Here is a 17,266-nt window from a genome sequence, read left to right as displayed (position 1 = left end):
CTGGCAGCCCGGCCGGAGCAGGGCCCGCGCCGTGGAACGATGTCCGGGTGGCAGCCTCCCTCTTCGAGATCCCGGCCTGGGCCGACCTGCTCGCGATCGCCATCGGCTGCCTCCAGGGCGCGATGTTCGCGGGCGAGTTCCGCGACCGCCGGATCGACCTGCTCGGCGTCACGATCATCGGCACGGCCACCGGCCTCGGCGGCGGCGTGCTCCGCGATCTGCTGCTCCAGACGCCCCTGGTGGCCCTGCACACCGACGCGTACCTGATCGTCGCGGTGACCGCCTCCCTGCTCGGGATGCTGCTCCAGCACCTGCTGAACCGGGTCGACGGGACGATCACCGCCCTCGACGCGCTGACCCTCGGGCTCTTCGGCGCGATCGGCACCACGAAAGCCCTGTCGCTCGGCGTGCCGGAGGTGCCGGCCGTGTTCGTCGGCACCGTCTCGGCCGTCGGCGGATCCGTCGTCCGCGACATCCTGCTGAACCGGCCGATCGCGCTGATGCACGTCGGCTCGCTCTACGCGGTCGCCGCCTCGGTGGGCACCGGCGTCCTGGTCCTCGCGCTGCGCTTCGGAGTGACGATCGACTTCGCCGCGCCGCTCGCGGTGGGCGTGACCACGGTCATCCGCCTGCTCGCGGTCCGCTACGGCTGGAGCCTGCCCGAGCAGCGCGCACTCAGCGGGGTGCCGCGCCTGCGCTGGCGCCGCCGGACCTAGCGGCGGCCGACCCGGACGCAGGGAGCGGAGTCCCGCGCGGTCCGCGCACGGGAACGCCGGGGGAGCCGCGACGCATCACGGCTCCCCCGTCGGGGATCGGGCCCGATCAGGCGGAGGCGCCGGCCAGCTCGCGGACCGGGACCTCCTCGCGCAGGGCGCGGTTGACGGCCGAGACGATGGCCTTGATGGAGGCGGTCGAGATGTCGGCGTCCACGCCCACGCCCCACAGGGTGCGGCCGTTCACCGTGCACTCGACGTACGAGGCGGCCAGCGCGTCGCCGCCGGCGCTGAGCGCGTGCTCGACGTAGTCGAGGACCCGGACCTCGACGCCCTGCTGCTCCAGCACGGCCTCGAAGGCGTTGATCGGGCCGTTGCCCCGCGAGCTGGCCGACACGCGCTCGTCGCCCACCCGGAGGACCGCGTCCAGCGCGATGCTGCCGCCCAGATCGCTCGACGTGTTCGTGCGCAGCAGCTCGAAGCGGCCCCACTTCTCGTCGGCGCGCTCGGCGGGCGCGGGCAGGTACTCGTCCTGGAACACCGTCCAGATCTGCTCGCTCGTGACCTCGCCGCCCTCGGCGTCGGTCTTGGCCTGCACGACGCCCGAGAACTCGATCTGCAGCCGGCGCGGCAGGTCGAGCGCGTGGTCCGTCTTCAGCAGGTACGCGACTCCGCCCTTGCCGGACTGCGAGTTGACGCGGATGACCGCCTCGTAGGAGCGGCCCAGGTCCTTCGGGTCGACCGGCAGGTAGGGCACGGCCCAGGTGAGCTCGTCGACGCTGCGGCCGGTCCGCTCGGCCTCGGCCTGCATCGCCTCGAAGCCCTTCTTGATGGCGTCCTGGTGCGAGCCGCTGAAGGCGGTGAAGACCAGGTCTCCCGCCCAGGGGCTGCGCTCGGGCACGGGCAGCTGGTTGCAGTACTCGGCGGTGCGCTTGATGCCGTCCATGTCGCTGAAGTCGATCTGCGGGTCGATCCCCTGGGTGAACAGGTTCACGCCCAACGCGACCAGATCGACGTTGCCGGTGCGCTCGCCGTTGCCGAAGAGGCAGCCCTCGATCCGGTCGGCACCGGCCAGGTAGCCCAGCTCGGCCGCCGCCACGGCCGTGCCGCGGTCGTTGTGGGGGTGCAGCGACAGTACGATGTTCTCGCGCTGCGCGAGGTTGCGGCTCATCCACTCGATCGAGTCCGCGTAGACGTTCGGGGTGGCCATCTCGACGGTGGCGGGCAGGTTCAGGATGACCTTGCGCTCGGGAGTCGGCTCGAAGACCTCGACGACCCGGTCGCAGATCTCGCGGGCGAAGTCGAGCTCGGTGCCGGTGTAGCTCTCGGGCGAGTACTCGTAGTAGACGGCCGTGCCGGGGACGGTCGACTCCATCTCGCGGCACTTGCGGGCGCCGGCCAGCGCGATGTCGATGATGCCCTGACGGTCCTTGCGGAACACGACCTCGCGCTGCAGCACGCTCGTGGAGTTGTAGAGGTGCACGATCGCCTGGCGCGCGCCGCGGATCGACTCGTACGTGCGCTCGATCAGGTGGTCGCGGGCCTGGGTCAGCACCTGGATGGTGACGTCCTCGGGGATCGCGCCCTCCTCGATGAGGCTGCGCACGAAGTCGAAGTCGGTCTGGCTCGCGCTCGGGAACCCGACCTCGATCTCCTTGTAACCCATCCGGACCAGCAGATCGAACATGATGCGCTTGCGCTCGGGGCTCATCGGGTCGATGAGCGCCTGGTTGCCGTCGCGGAGGTCCACGGCGCACCAGCGGGGCGCGGTCGTGATGCGCTTCGACGGCCAGGTGCGGTCGGGCAGGTCCACGGCGATCAGCTCGTGGAAGGGACGGTACTTGCCGATCGGCATGGGCGACGGCTTCTGGTTGTTCAGCATGAGGTGCTCTCCCGGCGCAGTGGTGCGCACGTGTCTGTTCTCGCTCGTGACCGATCCCGCTCGCATGCGGCTCCGCTGGTGGGCGGTGCCGGTCGGGCGGTCTCGCGGGGATCCGGATGCGGATCGACCTCGCGGGCGAGGGATGGTTCAGCCGACGACGGACTCCGCGACGAGGATGGCCTGAGGATCAGATCTCGTCGCGGCGGAGAAGGAGGAGCTGTCCGAAGCGCACCCGGTCAGGGTAGCACCGCCCCCGCGGCGCGTCACCCCGGCGTCCCGCTCTAGGAGACCAGGCCGTTCTCGTAGGCGTAGACCACCAGCTGCACGCGGTCGCGCAGGCCGAGCTTGCCGAGGGTGCGGCTGATGTGCGTCTTCACCGTCGCCTCGCTCAGGAACTCGGCGCGGGCGATCTCGGTGTTGCTCATCCCCCGCGCGGCCAGGTGGAAGATCTCGCGCTCGCGGTCGGTGAGGGTCGCGAAGGCGGGCGGGGTCACGCGTCCGCTGCCCGCCGCTCCGAAGTGCTCGAAGAGCTCGCGGGTCGCGGAGGCGGCGACCACGGCGGTCCCCGCGTGCACGGTGCGGACGGAGGCGAGGAGGAAGCCGGGCTCCGTGTCCTTCAGGAGGAAGCCGCTCGCGCCCGCCCGGATGGCGCGCGCGGCCGCCTCGTCGAGGTCGAAGGTGGTCAGCACGAGGATGCGCGGAGGCTCGACCCGCCGCTCCTGCGCGTCCGCGAGGATCCGCCGGGTCGACTCGATCCCATCGACGCCCGGCATCCGGATGTCCATCAGCACGACGTCGGGGGCCAGCCGCGCGACCAGCTCCGCGCCCTCCGCCCCGTCCGAGGCCTCGCCGACCACCTCGAGGTCGGGCTGCGAGCCGAGCAGCATGCGGATGCCGGCGCGGAAGAGGGCCTGGTCGTCGACGAGGACGAGGCGGATGGTGTCGGTCATGCGGGGCTGCCTCCGGAGGCGAGGGGTGGGGCGGTGCGGGCGAGGGACGGGGAGGAGGGCAGGCGCGCGTCGACGACGAAGTCGTCCCCGACCGGGCCGGCGGCGAGCACTCCCCCGACGAGCGCGGCGCGCTCGCGCATGCCGACCAATCCATGGCCCTCGCCCGGCAGGGAGTCGCGCTCGACGTCGGCGCACCGGGCGTTGCGCACGGTCAGGGCGAGCTCGCCGCCGTCCTGGCGCAGGGCGATGTCGAGCGGCGAGCCCGGGCGGCCGTGGCGGAGAGCGTTCGTGGTCGCCTCCTGGGCGATCCGGTACAGGGCCAGACCGACGGCGCGCGGCACCGCCTCCAGGTCGACGGCGAGCTCGGCGCGGACGGGGGCTCCGGCTCCGCCCACGCTGTCGAGGAGGGCCGGCAGGTCGCGGGCGCCGGGCTGCGGGCCGTCGCTCTGCGAGTGCCGCAGCTGGGCGAGGAGCACGCGCACGTCGCCGAGGGCGTCCCGGGCGACGGAGGAGATGGTCAGCAGCGCGGCGTCGGTCTGCTCGGGGCTGGTGGCGCCGAGGTAGCGCGCGCCGTCCGCCTGCGCGATCACGACGGCGAGGGAGTGGGCGACGACGTCGTGCATGTCGCGGGCGATCCGGTTGCGCTCCTCCACGGTGTCGAGCTCGCGCTGCGCCCGGGCGCGCTCCTGCTCGGCCTGCGCGCGCAGGGTCTGGCCCTCACGCGCCCGGCGGACCGAGCGGGAGAGCAGTCCGATGGTCCAGGAGAGGCCGAGCGTCGCGAGGATCCCGCCGAAGGTGGCTCCGGCCGACAGGAGGCCGTCGTAGGCGCTAGCGACGAGGTCGAAGACGAGGACGAGGTAGACGACGGCGACCACGGCGCCGAGGACGGCCGACACCGCTCCCGCGATCCGCATCCGCCGCGACTCCGACGCGCCGGCGCCGAAGAGGACGGCCAGGATGGCCAGATCCGCGGGTCCGGGAGCGAGGCTCGCGCTCATCTGCAGGGCGGCACCGGCCCAGGCGATCGAGAGGGCGAGGACCGGGGACCGCCGGTGCAGCACCAGCGCGACCGCGAGCACGCCCGCGACCAGCAGCTGCATCGCGCCCTCCACCCCGGCGAACGGGAGGCCGGCGACGAGGAGGAGCACCAGCGCCTGACCACCGGCGACCCCCACCGCGAAGGGGTCCTGCGGACCGGCGACCCTGGTCAGCAGCGCGTCGATCCGATCGCCCGCGAGGACCGGCGCCCGCAGCGCGTTGAGGTACACGAGGACCTTCGCCGCACCGAGCACGGAGGCGACCGCGAGGGCGACCAGGGCGAGGACCACGAACTCCACGCGCGCCGGGAGCCCGGCCGGATCGAGCGGGCCGGAGAGGCCGAGCGCGACGGTGACGCCGCCGATCCCGGCGAGGATCAGGCCGCCCGCGAGCGCCAGGGCACGGGTCCAGGGGCCCACCCGGCGGGTCGTCTGCCAGAGGACGACCAGGCCGACGAGCACCCCGTCGACGGGGACGCCGCCGAGCAGGACGCCTCCGTCGGCGAGCGCGCCGACCGCGACGAGCGAGGGGGCGAGCGCGGGCAGGAATCCCGCGACCGCGAGGGCCAGCGCGAGCACGAGGCCGCCGGCGATCCGCTCGGTCGGAGTGACCCCGGTGAGCCCGAGCAGCAGGTGGAGGGCGGCGAGCAGCGCCCCGGCGATCGGCAGGGCCGCCGGTCGGTCGAGGAGGGCGCGCATGAGGACCACGCTACGGGTCCGCGCGCCCGGGGGCGTCGTCCGCGAGGGTGACCGCCGTCGTCCCTCCGGCGTCAGAAGCCCAGGCGCCCGAGCAGCTTCGGGTCGCGCTGCCACTCCTTGGCGACCTTCACCCGGATGGAGAGGAACACGCGACGGCCCAGCAGGCGCTCGATCTGCTCGCGGGAGACGGCTCCCACCTCGCGCAGGCGCTGGCCGCCCTTGCCGATGATGATGCCCTTCTGGCTGTCGCGCTCCACGAAGACGTTGGCGTAGATGTCGATCAGCGAGCCGTCCTCGCGCTCGACCATGTCGTCGAGCGTCACGGCGAGGGAGTGCGGCAGCTCGTCCGAGACGCCCTCGAGGGCGGCCTCGCGGATGAACTCGGCGATCCGCGAGGACAGGTCCTCGTCGGTCACCGCTTCCTCCGGGTAGAGGGCGGGCGAGACGGGCATCAGGCGCAGGAGCTCGACGGCCAGGACGTCCAGCTGCTCCTCGGTCACGGCCGAGATCGGCACGATCGTGTCCCACTCGCGCAGCTCCGAGACGGCGAGCAGCTGCTTCGCCACGGACTTCTTCGAGGAGAGGTCCACCTTCGAGACGATCGCGACCTTCCGGGCGCGCGGGAAGGAGTCGAGCTGCTCGTTGATGAAGCGGTCTCCGGGGCCGATCGGCTCGTCCGCCGGGAACAGCATCCCGATGACGTCGACGTCGCCGAGGGTCGAGGTGACGAGCGAGTTCAGCCGCTCGCCGAGGAGCGTGCGCGGCCGGTGGATGCCGGGGGTGTCGACGACGATCAGCTGGCCGTCGGTGCGGTGCACCACTCCGCGGATAGCGCGCCGCGTGGTCTGGGGCTTCGAGCTCGTGATGGCGATCTTCTCGCCGACGAGGGCGTTCGTGAGCGTCGACTTGCCCACGTTCGGGCGGCCGACGAAGGACACGAAGCCCGCCCGGTAGGGAGCGGCGGCGGGAGTGGTGTCGGTCATCGTGCGTCCTCGTGCTGATCGCCCGTGGCTCCGCGGGTGGGAGCCGTGCTCGGGCTGGGGGTGGTGGTGCCGCCGTCCGCGATGATCGCGACGGGGCCGGTGCCGGGCTCGCCGGCGGTGTCCAGATCGGGATCGCGGCGGACGATCACCGTGGAGATGGTCCCACGGCGCGGGTCCGCCTGCTCGGCCTCGAGCAGCACTCCTCCGATCCGCGCCGTCGCGCCGCGCTCGGGGAGGCGCCCGTAGGCCTTGGTCAGCAGTCCGCCGACCGAGTCGACGTCGTCGTCCTCGAGGTCGAGCTCGAACAGCTCGCCGAGCTCGTCCACCGGCAGGCGCGCCGAGACGCGGTAGACCCCTGGCGCCGTCTCCTCGAAGAGGTCGACCTCGCGGTCGTACTCGTCGGAGATGTCGCCGACGAGCTCCTCGATCAGGTCCTCGAGCGTCACCAGGCCCGCGATGCCGCCGTACTCGTCGACCACCATCGCGAGGTGGTTGGACTCGAGCTGCATCTGGCGGAGCAGCTCGTCGGCCTTCTTCGACTCGGGCACGAACAGCGCGGGGCGCGCGAGATCGGCGACCGTGTCGTCGTCGTCCGGCCGCTCGTAGGTGTGCCGGGCCACGTCGCGCAGGTAGAGCACGCCGAGGACGTCGTCGACGCCGTCGCCGATGACGGGGAGCCGGGAGATGCCGCGGCTCAGCAGGAGCCCCATGCCGGCGCCGACGGAGGAGGTCGCCTCGATCGTCACCATGTCGGTGCGGGGCACCATCACCTCGCGGACGAAGGTGTCGTTGAATTCGAAGATCGAGTGGATCAGCTCGCGGTCGTCCTGCTCGAGCACGTCCTGCTCGGTCGCCTCGTCGACCATGCTGAGCAGCTGCTCCTCGGAGGAGAACCCCGCCGAGCGCCCGGTCCCCGGCGTCACCCGGTTGCCGAGGGCCACGAGCCCGTGCGCGACCGGGCCCAGCGCGAGCCGGAGCACGTGCACGAGCGAGGCGCTGGTGGACAGGACCGCGCGGGCGTTCGCGCGCCCGACGCTGCGGGGGCTGGAGCCGACCAGGACGAACGAGACCGCCGCCATGATCAGGACCGCCAGCAGGAGCGCGAGCCAGAGCTGCGGGACCTCGACGACCAGCACCGTGGTGACGAACACCGCGGCCGTCGTCTCGGCCGCGATCCGCGAGAAGTTGACGACGTTGACGTGGGCGCTCATGTCGCCCGCGATCGCGCGGAGAGCGCGGGCGCTGCGGGAGTGCTGGGCCATGTCGAGCAGGTCGCTGCGCGAGAGGACGCCGAGTGCGGCGTCGGTCGCGGCGAACCAGCCGCCGACGGCGACGAGCGCGAGGGCGGCGATGAGGAGCTGGAGAGTGGGCACGGCGCGCTCTAGCGGCGTCGCTCGCTGATGTGGAAGCCGACCAGGATGTCGCGCTGGATGCCGAACATCTCGCGCTCCTCCTCCGGCTCGGCGTGATCGAAGCCGAGCAGGTGAAGGAGCCCGTGGGCGGTCAGCAGCTGCAGCTCGTCGAGCACGGAGTGGCCGGCCGACTCGGCCTGGGACTGCGCGACCTGCGGGCAGAGCACGATGTCACCGAGGAGCCCCGCGGGGGTCTGCTCGTCCTCGGTCCCGGGACGCAGCTCGTCCATCGGGAAGCTGAGCACGTCGGTCGGTCCCGGCTCGTCCATCCACTGCACGTGCAGCTGCTCCATCGCGCCCTCGTCGACCAGCACGATCGCGAGCTCGGCGTCGGGGTGCACGTGGAGCGAGTCGAGCGCGTAGCCGGCGAGGCGCAGCAGGGCGGCCTCGTCGACGGGGACGCTCGACTCGTTGTTGATCTCGATGCTCACGGGGGCGGCCTGGCCGCGGCGCTCGGCGCGGTTCGCGAACTCCCGGGCCTGCTCGCGCTCGAAGTGCTGCGCCTGCTTCTGCTGGTCGTACTCGGTGTACGCGTCCACGATGCGGCCGACCAGGCTGTGGCGCACCACGTCCTCGCTGGTCAGGCGCGAGAAGTGGATGTCGTCGATGCCGTCGAGCACGCGCGTCACGAGGCGGAGTCCGCTCGCGCCGGTCGGCAGGTCGACCTGGGTGATGTCGCCGGTGACGACCATCTTGGAGCCGAAGCCGAGGCGGGTGAGGAACATCTTCATCTGCTCGGGCGTCGTGTTCTGCGCCTCGTCGAGCACGACGAACGAGTTGTTGAGCGTGCGCCCGCGCATGTAGGCGAGCGGTGCGACCTCGATCGTGCCGGCCGCGAGCAGCTTCGGGACGATCTCGGGGTCCATCATCTCGTTCAGCGCGTCGTAGAGCGGGCGCAGGTACGGGTCGATCTTGTCGGTGAGCGAGCCTGGCAGGTAGCCCAGCCGCTCCCCCGCCTCGACCGCCGGGCGGGTCAGGATGATCCGCTCGACCTCCTTGCGCTGCAGCGACTGCACGGCCTTCGCCATCGCCAGGTAGGTCTTGCCGGTTCCGGCCGGGCCGATGCCGAAGACGATGGTGTTCTGATCGACCGCGTCGACGTACTCGCGCTGCCCGAGCGTCTTGGGCCTCACGCTCCGTCCGCGTGCCGTGAGGATGGCCTGGCCGAACGCCTCGGCCGGGCTCACCGGCCCGCCGTTCTGCAGGATGCGGGCGGACTCTCGCACGCCCTCCGGGTCGAGATCGTGCCCGCTCGCGGTCATGCGCACCAGTTCTTCCACCAGGCGCGTCGCCGCGGCGACGGGCTCGCGCTCGCCGTCGAGCGTCACCTCGTTGCCGCGCACGTGCACCCGGACATCGGGGAATCGTCCTTCGACCGCTCGGATGAGGCGGTCCTGGGGTCCGAGGAGGCGCACCATCGCGACTCCGTCGACGGCGACGACGCGCCGCGTCGTCTCGGACGCGTCCGCGCCGGGGGCGGGACGCTCGTCGGGGCTCGCGCCCGTGTTCTCAACCGGTGGCAAGGGAGCCTTCCGTCTGGTGGCCGCCCAGGACGTGGGCGTGCACGTGGAACACGGTCTGGCCCGCCTCTTCGCCGGAGTTGAAGACGAGGCGGAACTGACCGTTGCTGTGGGCGTCGGCGAGCGACTGGGCGACCTGCACCATCTCGGCGAGCAGGGCGGGATCGGCGGCGGCGAGGGCGGCGACCGTGGCGTGCTCCTGGGTCTTCGGGAAGACGAGGAGGTGGACGGGCGCCTTCGGCTCGATGTCGGTGATCGCGAGGATGCGCTCGTTCTCGAACACCACATCGGCCGGGATCTCGCCCTGGACGATGCGCGTGAAGACGGTGGGTTCGCTCATGCACTCATCTTAAACGGGGCCCGTGCGCGACGGGCGCCGCGTTCGCCCACGGCACCCTGCTCCGGCGCCCCGAGGCGGCTGTGGAGGAGCGTCACCAGCGGCCCAGGCGGGCCGAGAGGACGGCGATGGCAGCGGGACCTGCGGTCGAGGTGCGCAGGACGGAGTCGCCGAGCGCGACGGCCTCGGCGCCCGCCTCCGCGAGCAGCCGCAGCTCCTCCGGAGCGATGCCGCCCTCGGGCCCGACGACGAGCACCAGGTCGCGTCCGTCCGGGACCACCTGGGAGAGCCGCGCCTGCGCCGAGGGCTCGAGGACCAGCACGCGGGACGTCGCGGCGCGCGCGACGAGACCGCGCACCTGCTCGAGCGGCGCGACCTCGGGCACCCGGGGGCGCAGCGACTGCTTGCTCGCCTCGCGCACGATGGCCCGCCAGCGCTCGCGCCCCTTCTCCTCCTTCGGGCCCGACCACCGCGAGATCGACCGCGCGGCCTGCCACGGGACGACCTCGTCCACCCCGAGCTCGGTCGCCGCCTGCACGGCGAGCTCGTCGCGGTCGCCCTTCGCGAGGGCCTGGACGAGGACAAGGCGCGGGGACGGAACCGGGGACTCCTGCACCGACTCCACGACGAGCACCACTCGCGCCGGCTCCGCGCTCTCGACGACCGCGGTCGCGACGAGTCCGCGCCCGTCACCGACCCGGACGCTCTCGCCCGCGCGGATCCGGCTGACGGTCGCGGCGTGCCGTGCCTCCGCGCCGGTGAGCGCGAGCCGGCCCCCGACGACGAAGCCGCCGGAGTCCAGCGACTCGTCGATGTAGTGGTGCGCCACGGGCTCAGCCCAGGAAGCGGTCGCGGAGCTTCGAGAAGAGGCCCTGCTGGAAGTGGGTCAGCGCGGGCTTCTGCGGCTTGTAGTGCTTCGCGAGCTCCTGGACCAGCTCCCGCTCGCGGTGGCCCAGCTTCGTCGGGGTGACGACCTGGATGCCGATGCGGAGGTCGCCGCGTCCGCTGCCCCGCAGGCGCGTGACTCCGCGTCCCTTGATCGTGACGATCTCGGTGCTCTGCGTGCCCGGCTTGATCTCGATCTCGATGTCGCCGTCGAGCGCCTTGAGCGACGCCGTGGAGCCGAGGATCGCGTCCGTCATCTGCACCTCGAGGGTGCAGAGCAGGTCGTCGCCGTTGCGGCTGAAGACGTCGTGGTGCTTGACCTTGATCTCGAGGTACAGGTCGCCGTTGGGGCCGCCGGCCGGGCCGACCTCGCCGCTGCCGGGCATCTGCAGGCGCAGGCCCGTGTCGACTCCCGCGGGGACGTCGACGGGGATGGTGCGGCGGGCGCGGACGCGTCCCTGGCCCTGGCAGGTGGAGCAGGGGGTCGCGATGACGGTGCCGTAGCCGCGGCAGGTGCCGCAGGGGCTCGCCGTCATCACGTTGCCCAGGAGCGAGCGGACCGTGCGCTGGATCTGGCCGGAGCCGTGGCAGATGTCGCAGGTCACCGGCGAGGTGCCGGGCTGGCAGCACGAGCCCTGGCACGTCTCGCAGAGCACCGCCGTGTCGACCTCGAGGTCGCGGTGGGTGCCGAAGATGACCTCGTCGAGCGAGACCTCCACGCGCAGCAGGGCGTCCTGGCCGCGCTCGCGGCGGGAGCGCGGCCCGCGGGACGAGCCCTGCGCGCCCTGCCCGAAGAAGGTCTCGAAGATGTCGCCGAACCCGCCGAAGCCCTGGCCGCCGCCGCCGAAGCCCTCCTGGGGCCCGCGGTCGTACTGCGCCCGCTGCTGGGCGTCGCTCAGGACGTCGTAGGCGTGCGTGACGAGCTTGAAGCGCTCGGAGGCGTCCGCGCTCGGGTTGACGTCGGGGTGCAGCTCGCGGGCGAGTCGGCGGTACGCCTTCTTGATCTCGTCGGCGGAGGCGTCGCGGTCGACGCCCAGCACTTCGTAGTGATCGGCCACAGGTGGCTTCGTCCTTCGTTCGTGGGTCGGTGGGCCGGGCACGGCGCACCGGGGGGATCCGGCGGGGGCCGGGAGGTCGGGCCTACTCCTCGCCGAGGAGGCGGGAGAGGTAGCGGGCGACGGCGCGCACCGCGGTGATGTTGCCGGAGTAGTCCATCCGGATCGGGCCGAGCACGCCCAGGCGCGAGACCTGGCCGCCCGCGGTGTTGTAGCCGCTCGTGAGCACCGAGGTCTCCTGCAGCCCGAACGGCGCGTTCTCGCGGCCGATGCGCACCGAGATGCCCCGGGGGTCCGGGGTCATCTCGGCGAAGAGGCGCAGCAGCTCCACCTGCTCCTCGATCGCCTCGAGCACGGGGTAGATGCTGCCCGAGAAGTCCTCCTCGGTGCGGACGAGGTTCGCGGCGCCGGCCATGACCAGGCGGTCCTGCCGGTTGGCGCCGACCTGCTCGAGCAGGGTCTGCACGATCGGCGTCAGCACGTGGCGCCGCTCGGGGCTGAAGCGCTCCGCGACGGAGCCGAGCGTCTCGGCCGCCTGCTGGAGCCCGAGGCCCAGCACGGCCGTGTTGAGCTTCGCGCGGATCTCGCCCAGGAGCGCGTCGTCCACGTCCTCCGGGGTCTCGAGCACGCGCTGGTCGACCCGGCCGGTGTCGGTGATCAGCACCGACAGGAGGCGGCGGGGAGCGAGGGCGACGAGCTCCACGTGGCGCAGCCGCGCGGCTCCGAACGACGGGTACTGCACGAGCGCGACGCTGTTGGTGAGCTGCGAGAGCAGGCGGACGGTCTTGACCAGCACCTCGTCGAGGTCCGGGCTCTGCCCGAGGAACGTCTCGATCGCCTGGCGCTGAGCGGAGGTGAGCGGGCGGAGGTCGGCGAGCTGGTCGACGAAGAGGCGGTAGCCCTTGTCGGTCGGCACGCGGCCGGAGGACGTGTGCGGAGCCGCGATCAGCTCCTCCTCCTCCAGCTGGGCCATCTCGTTGCGGATGGTGGCGGCCGACACGCCGAACGCGTGGCGCTCGACGATCGACTTCGAGCCCACCGGCTCCCGGTTCGCCACGTAGTCCTGCACGATCACGCGCAGGACCTGGAGACCGCGCTCCGTGACCATACGACCGACCTCCCGCCGGACTCCGAGTGCCCGCGGGCACGACCGTCTGCGGCGCTGACGCCGCGCGGAGCCTGGCACTCCGCAACTCTGAGTGCCAATCATAACCGGGAGGCGGACCGCCCGGCGGGGTTGCGCGGGGATCGGCCGGGGTGCACTCCTGCAGGGCCGCGGGGAGGAGCCCCGTCATCCCCGAGGAGGAGGTCCCGCGCGGCCCGGTGCGCAGGGAGTCGCCGCATGCCACGATGGACGCCGAGCGCACGGGGGACGCCCGTCGCCGCCGCCGGAACGGAGACCATCATGTCGGCCACCCCTCCCCCGCCCCCCGTCTACGGGACCCCGGCTCCGCCGCTGAACCCGGCGGACGAGAAGACCTGGGCGATCGTCACGCACGTGACCGGGATCTTCTTCAGCTTCCTGCCCTCGCTGATCGTCTTCCTGGTCTTCAAGGGGCGCGGACCGTTCCTCGAGGCGCACGCCAAGACGGCCCTCAACTTCCACCTGACGACGCTGATCGCCTACGTCGCCGGGACGATCCTGTCCTTCGTGCTCGTCGGCTTCATCGTGTTCCTGGTCGTGCCGATCCTGGTGATCGTCTTCGCGATCATCGCCTCGGTGCGCGCCAGCGCGGGCGAGTACTACACGTACCCGCTCAGCATCCCGTTCTTCAAGTAGCCGCGGAACCGGGGCGGCCGTGCGTCGCCCGCCCCGGGATCCGGCCTCAGCCGTCGGTGAGGCGGCGCACGACCGCGTCGGCCAGCAGACGGCCGCGCAGGGTCAGCACGATCCGGCCGCCGAGCGCCGCCCGGCCGTCGACGAGGCCGTCGGCGATGAGCCCCGCCACCTCGCTGCGCCGATCGGCGTCGATCGCGTCGATGGGCAGCCCGTCCGCCAGGCGCGAGCGCAGCAGCACGTCCTCCACACGCCGCGTGCCCGCGTCGAGCGTCTCCCGCCCGGCAGCGGGCGAGGCACCGGTGCTCAGCCGGTCGGCGTAGGCCGCCGGGTGCTTCACGTTCCACCAGCGCACGCCTCCGACGTGGCTGTGCGCGCCGGGACCGACGCCCCACCAGTCGTGGCCGAGCCAGTACGAGAGGTTGTGCCGGGAGCGGTGGGCGTCGTCGCGGGCCCAGTTGCTGACCTCGTACCAGGAGTACCCGGCAGCGGCCAGGCGCGCGTCGGCGAGCTCGTACATGTCGGCCGTGAGGTCGTCGTCGGGGGTCGCGACTTCGCCGCGGCGGATCTGCCGGGCGAGCTTCGTGCCGTCCTCCACGATCAGGGCGTAGGCCGAGAGGTGGTCCGGCCGGTTGGCGAGCGCGGAGTCGAGCGACCGCTCCCAGTCGGCGAGGGACTCCCCCGGCGTGCCGTAGATGAGGTCGAGGCTGACCTGCAGGCCGGCCTCCCGCGCCCACTCGACCACGAGCGGGACCCGCTCCGGGTCGTGGGTGCGCTCGAGCGTGGCGAGGACGTGCGGCACGGCCGACTGCATCCCGAAGCTGACGCGGGTGAAGCCCGCCTCGGCCAGCGCGCGGAGGTAGGCGGCATCGACGGAGTCCGGGTTCGCCTCGGTGGTGATCTCAGCGTCGGGCGCGACCCCGAAGTGGGTGCGGAGGCCGTCCAGCATCCGCACCAGGTCGCCGGCGGGCAGGAGGGTGGGCGTCCCGCCGCCGAAGAAGACCGTGCGGGCGGGGCGCCGGGGCAGGCCCGCGCGCTCGAGCACCTCGGCACCGAGAGCCATCTCGGTGATCGCCTCGTCGGCGTAGTCCTGCTGCTTCGCCCCGCGGAGCTCGGTCGCCGTGTAGGTGTTGAAGTCGCAGTACCCGCAGCGGACCCGGCAGAACGGCACGTGCACGTAGAGGCCGAGGTCGCGCTGCTCCACGCCGTCGACGACGGACGCGGGCAGTCCGCCGTCGAGCGGAGCAGGATCGGCGATCGGGAGGGCGCTCCCCACGTCAGCTGACGCGCGCCGGCAGCAGCGCGCGCAGGTACTTGGCGACCTGGCGCTTCTGCACGGCGCGCAGCACCGGCGCGCCCAGGCGGTAGAGGCGGGTGGAGGGTCGCGAGAAGACCCGGATGACGAGCCAGACCGAGTCGTCCGCGCGCTTCTCGACGACGAAGGACTCCTCGCCGCTCTCGGGGTGGCCCTCGAGGGTGCCGTAGGCGAAGCCGACCTGGTCGGGCTCGTCGACGACGTAGACCACGCGGACCGGGGCGTCGAAGACGCGGCCGAGCAGGGTCACGCGGAGCACGGCGGTCACGCCGGCGGTGATGTAGGGGGTGCCGTCGGGAGCGAAGTGCTCCTCCGTCGGCCGGCTGACGAGGTCGATCGGGGTGCCCGCGGCGTCGAAGTTGACGCCGGTGTACTGCACGCCGCTGCCGCTGGTGATGTCGGTCACCTCGATGCCGCTGCCGCGCTGCACGCCCCAGGTCATCAGGGAGGCGGTGGTGATGGCGAAGCGCTCGTCGCCCGAGCCGAGACGGGCCTCGAAGCGCTCGGCCGTGAAGCCGTCCGGCGGGTACTCGAGCAGGTCGGGTGCCAGAGTGCCGCCGACGGCCGCGTAGGTGACCTGCGGCTGGCCCTCGAAGTTGGAGCGGCGGATGCTCACGTCCCGACCTTCTTCCCGGACTCCTCGAGCGCGGCGCGCGTCGAGTCCGCGCGCCGGGTGGTGCTGTCCATCCGACCCAGCGTATCCGACCGTCGGCGTCCCGAGCCGGGAACGACCGAGGGCCCTCCCCCGCCGGAGCGGGAGGAGGGCCCTCGTCGTGGTGCGGGTCGGGTCAGCTGCAGGGAGTCAGCTTCGCGACGGCGTCGGACAGGGTGCCGGTGCCGCCGAGGAGGACGACGCTCGTCGCTCCGCCGGCCTTGATGTCCTGCAGCACCTTGACCGGCACGCAGGTCGGGGGCACGGCGAAGAGGGGGCTCCCCGTGCCCCCGGCGGCCGCGGCTCCCGCCAGGGCGTCGGGGAAGTTCTCTCCGGTGGCCAGGAACACGGTCTTCGACCCGCGGGGGAAGGCCGCCAGGTTGAGCTGCTCCGAGGTGTCGTAGCGGTCGACCCCGCCGATGCGGGTGACGACCGGTCCGGCCGGCACCGTGAGGGAGTTCTGGATGCCGGCGCTGACCGACAGCTCGGATCCCGCGATGGTGAGCACCGGCGGCCGGAGCCGCGTCAGGATCCCGACAGTGGTCGGGTCGGCCGCCGGGAGGCCGCCGTTCACGAGGACGACGGGGGCGGAGTTCTTGCCCGCGGCGGCGGTGGCGCTGAGCGCGTCGGGGAACTTCTCGCCGGTCGCGAGCCAAGCCCCCTTCGGCGAGGTGCCGAAGGCGCTCTCGATGATCTTCCGCGACGTGTCGTAGCGGTCGGTGCCTCCGAGGCGGAAGACCCTCCCGTTCGCGTACTGGCCGAGGTCGGTCGCGAGGGCGTCGCTGACGCTGAGGTCGGAGCCGACGACGACGATCCGCTGGGGCTTGAGACGGGTGAGCTCGTCGCGCACGACCTGGCTCACCGAGTCGCGGTCGACCAAGAGGAGCGGGCCGCCCTGCTTCGCGGCGGCGGGACCGGCGCTGAGCGCGTCGGGGAAGTTCGCGCCGGTGGCGATGTAGACGACGGGGACGCCGGGGGTGTCGAAGGTCGCCTTCGAGATCTCGACGGCGGTGCCCTGGCGATCGGTGCCCGCGAGGCGGGTCACCGTCGGACCGTTGCCAGGGGTCGGCCCGGTGGTCGGCGGAGTCGTCGACGCGACGACCCTGAGGGGCACCCGGACGACGAAGGCGGAGCCCGCCGGCTGCTCGACACCGCGGCCGGCTCCCGTGACGCGGATGGAGGGAGCGCCCGTGAGCGAAGTGTCGCCGAAGTTCTGGTACCGGTCGTAGAAGTCCTGGTTCGGCTTCACCGCGACCGACGAGCCGTCGTCGAGGACCTTAGCGGGGGCGGTGAGCGCCGGGGTGCCGTCCGTTCCGACGGTGGCCCGGACGGAGGTGCCGAAGAAGCCGGGCACGCCCGTCTCGACGACGACGACGTCGCCGGCGCCCGCGTCGGTCAGGCTGCCGCCGCCGGCCCAGAAGACGCCGTCGTGGCGGGTCGAGCTCGGAGTGGTCGCGGACAGGTCGACCACGGCCGCGTCCTCGCCGCTCGCCGGAGCGACGGTCAGGCCGGCGGTGACGCTGAGGTCGAAGCCCGTCGTGGACTCGAGCGCCGGGGGGACATAGGCGTCGTCCGCCTGCGGCGCCTCCGCGGTGAGGTCGAGCCTCACCGCGGGCTGCTCGAACGAGCCCACCGTGCGCTCGAGCGGGATCTCGATGGTGTTGGCGGCGGCGTCTACAGCCGAGGAGCCCGACACGAAGTCGGCATCGCTGGTGCTGAGGCGCCAGTCCACGGTCTCGTACCCCGGGTGCGACCACTCCGTGAACCCGGCGGACGCGCTCGCGGCCGGGAGCTCGACGGTGATGGTCTCCGCGTCGGAGGAGACGGACAGGCCCTTCGCGACGCCGAACTGGTCGATGTCCTCCCAGACGAAGGGCGCGGGCGACGCCTGCACCTCACGGCTCGCGGCTGATGCGGGTGCGGCGGCGACGAGCGATCCCGCCGTCACCGCTGCGACGCCCAGCAGCGCCGCCCCCGATCTGATCCAGTGCTTCCTCGTGCGTGCAGAGTCCACGGGCTTCCCCCTTGATCGTGATGAGAGGGCCGACC

15 protein-coding genes and 1 pseudogene are annotated in these 17,266 nt (G+C 72.7%); 2 read left to right on the top strand and 14 right to left on the bottom strand.

Annotated features, from left to right (window positions below):
- The first annotated feature begins 47 nt into the window (after window positions 1-47).
- Window positions 48-716: a trimeric intracellular cation channel family protein gene (locus C5C29_RS10110; protein WP_104223430.1), complete on the top strand. Its 669-nt coding sequence runs from the start codon at window positions 48-50 to the stop codon at window positions 714-716.
- Between the two features lie 106 nt (window positions 717-822).
- Here C5C29_RS10110 and leuA read toward each other — a convergent pair whose 3' ends face one another.
- The 11 genes and pseudogenes from leuA to hrcA all read right to left on the bottom strand — a co-directional run bounded on the left by leuA (window position 823) and on the right by hrcA (window position 12,581).
- Entirely contained in the window at window positions 823-2,595 is a 1,773-nt protein-coding gene (leuA, locus tag C5C29_RS10105; RefSeq protein ID WP_104223429.1) for a 2-isopropylmalate synthase, read from the bottom strand.
- A 281-nt stretch (window positions 2,596-2,876) separates the two neighbouring features.
- A complete protein-coding gene (locus C5C29_RS10100; protein ID WP_104223428.1) occupies window positions 2,877-3,545 on the bottom strand; it encodes a response regulator transcription factor in 669 nt (222 codons plus the stop codon).
- Window positions 3,542-5,281 (bottom strand): sensor histidine kinase, encoded by a 1,740-nt coding sequence (locus C5C29_RS10095; RefSeq protein WP_146082240.1) that lies wholly within the window; start codon window positions 5,279-5,281, stop codon window positions 3,542-3,544. The genes C5C29_RS10100 and C5C29_RS10095 overlap by 4 nt, the downstream gene beginning before the upstream one ends.
- A gap of 71 nt (window positions 5,282-5,352) precedes the next feature.
- Window positions 5,353-6,264: a GTPase Era gene (era, locus tag C5C29_RS10090; RefSeq protein ID WP_104223426.1), complete on the bottom strand. Its 912-nt coding sequence runs from the start codon at window positions 6,262-6,264 to the stop codon at window positions 5,353-5,355.
- Window positions 6,261-7,637 carry a hemolysin family protein gene (locus C5C29_RS10085; protein ID WP_104223425.1) on the bottom strand — a complete coding sequence of 459 codons (1,377 nt, stop codon included), beginning with the start codon at window positions 7,635-7,637 and terminating at the stop codon, window positions 6,261-6,263. The genes era and C5C29_RS10085 overlap by 4 nt, the downstream gene beginning before the upstream one ends.
- Window positions 7,638-7,645: 8 nt before the next feature.
- Complete coding sequence (gene ybeY / locus C5C29_RS17505; RefSeq protein WP_104223424.1) at window positions 7,646-8,107, bottom strand: rRNA maturation RNase YbeY; 462 nt, start codon at window positions 8,105-8,107, stop codon at window positions 7,646-7,648.
- 15 nt (window positions 8,108-8,122) lie between these two features.
- Window positions 8,123-9,094, bottom strand: a pseudogene (locus C5C29_RS17500) (PhoH family protein); the annotation flags it as partial.
- 91 nt (window positions 9,095-9,185) lie between these two features.
- Window positions 9,186-9,536: an HIT domain-containing protein gene (locus tag C5C29_RS10075; RefSeq protein WP_104225201.1), complete on the bottom strand. Its 351-nt coding sequence runs from the start codon at window positions 9,534-9,536 to the stop codon at window positions 9,186-9,188.
- Between the two features lie 91 nt (window positions 9,537-9,627).
- Window positions 9,628-10,362, bottom strand: coding sequence for a 16S rRNA (uracil(1498)-N(3))-methyltransferase (locus C5C29_RS10070; RefSeq protein WP_104225202.1), 735 nt, complete (start codon window positions 10,360-10,362; stop codon window positions 9,628-9,630).
- Window positions 10,363-10,366: 4 nt separating this feature from the next.
- The gene (dnaJ, locus tag C5C29_RS10065) at window positions 10,367-11,476 is read right to left on the bottom strand and encodes a molecular chaperone DnaJ (RefSeq protein WP_104225203.1); all 1,110 of its coding nucleotides are present in this window, start codon (window positions 11,474-11,476) and stop codon (window positions 10,367-10,369) included.
- An 82-nt stretch (window positions 11,477-11,558) separates the two neighbouring features.
- Window positions 11,559-12,581 (bottom strand): heat-inducible transcriptional repressor HrcA, encoded by a 1,023-nt coding sequence (gene hrcA, locus C5C29_RS10060; RefSeq protein WP_104223131.1) that lies wholly within the window; start codon window positions 12,579-12,581, stop codon window positions 11,559-11,561.
- A gap of 234 nt (window positions 12,582-12,815) precedes the next feature.
- On the opposite strand from hrcA, the gene C5C29_RS10055 reads away from it, so the two are divergent.
- A complete protein-coding gene (locus C5C29_RS10055) occupies window positions 12,816-13,253 on the top strand; it encodes a DUF4870 domain-containing protein (protein WP_244229439.1) in 438 nt (145 codons plus the stop codon).
- Window positions 13,254-13,299: 46 nt separating this feature from the next.
- On the opposite strand, the gene hemW is transcribed toward C5C29_RS10055, so the two are convergent.
- From hemW to C5C29_RS10040, 3 genes are all read right to left on the bottom strand, one after another.
- A complete protein-coding gene (hemW, locus tag C5C29_RS10050; protein WP_104308343.1) occupies window positions 13,300-14,526 on the bottom strand; it encodes a radical SAM family heme chaperone HemW in 1,227 nt (408 codons plus the stop codon).
- 1 nt (window position 14,527) lies between these two features.
- A complete protein-coding gene (locus tag C5C29_RS10045; RefSeq protein ID WP_244229440.1) occupies window positions 14,528-15,181 on the bottom strand; it encodes a DUF1990 family protein in 654 nt (217 codons plus the stop codon).
- Between the two features lie 172 nt (window positions 15,182-15,353).
- On the bottom strand, window positions 15,354-17,231 hold the full coding sequence (locus C5C29_RS10040; protein ID WP_146083481.1) for a cell wall-binding repeat-containing protein: 1,878 nt from the start codon (window positions 17,229-17,231) through the stop codon (window positions 15,354-15,356).
- Window positions 17,232-17,266: the final 35 nt, after the last annotated feature.

The organism is Rathayibacter sp. AY1H2, assembly GCF_002931985.1.
Lineage (GTDB): Bacteria > Actinomycetota > Actinomycetes > Actinomycetales > Microbacteriaceae > Rathayibacter.
Note: the sequence above shows the minus strand (reverse complement) of the source record. Positions and strands in the feature narration are given on the sequence as shown.

What these genes read in the sequence shown, in the direction of transcription:
- leuA (WP_104223429.1), bottom strand. Translation starts at nt 2,595, where the DNA reads ATGCTGAACAACCAGAAGCCGTCGCCCATGCCGATCGGCAAGTACCGT.
- hrcA (WP_104223131.1), bottom strand. Translation starts at nt 12,581, where the DNA reads ATGGTCACGGAGCGCGGTCTCCAGGTCCTGCGCGTGATCGTGCAGGAC.
- era (WP_104223426.1), bottom strand. Translation starts at nt 6,264, where the DNA reads ATGACCGACACCACTCCCGCCGCCGCTCCCTACCGGGCGGGCTTCGTG.
- C5C29_RS10055 (WP_244229439.1), top strand. Translation starts at nt 12,816, where the DNA reads ATGCCACGATGGACGCCGAGCGCACGGGGGACGCCCGTCGCCGCCGCC.
- C5C29_RS10100 (WP_104223428.1), bottom strand. Translation starts at nt 3,545, where the DNA reads ATGACCGACACCATCCGCCTCGTCCTCGTCGACGACCAGGCCCTCTTC.
- C5C29_RS10095 (WP_146082240.1), bottom strand. Translation starts at nt 5,281, where the DNA reads ATGCGCGCCCTCCTCGACCGACCGGCGGCCCTGCCGATCGCCGGGGCG.
- C5C29_RS10075 (WP_104225201.1), bottom strand. Translation starts at nt 9,536, where the DNA reads ATGAGCGAACCCACCGTCTTCACGCGCATCGTCCAGGGCGAGATCCCG.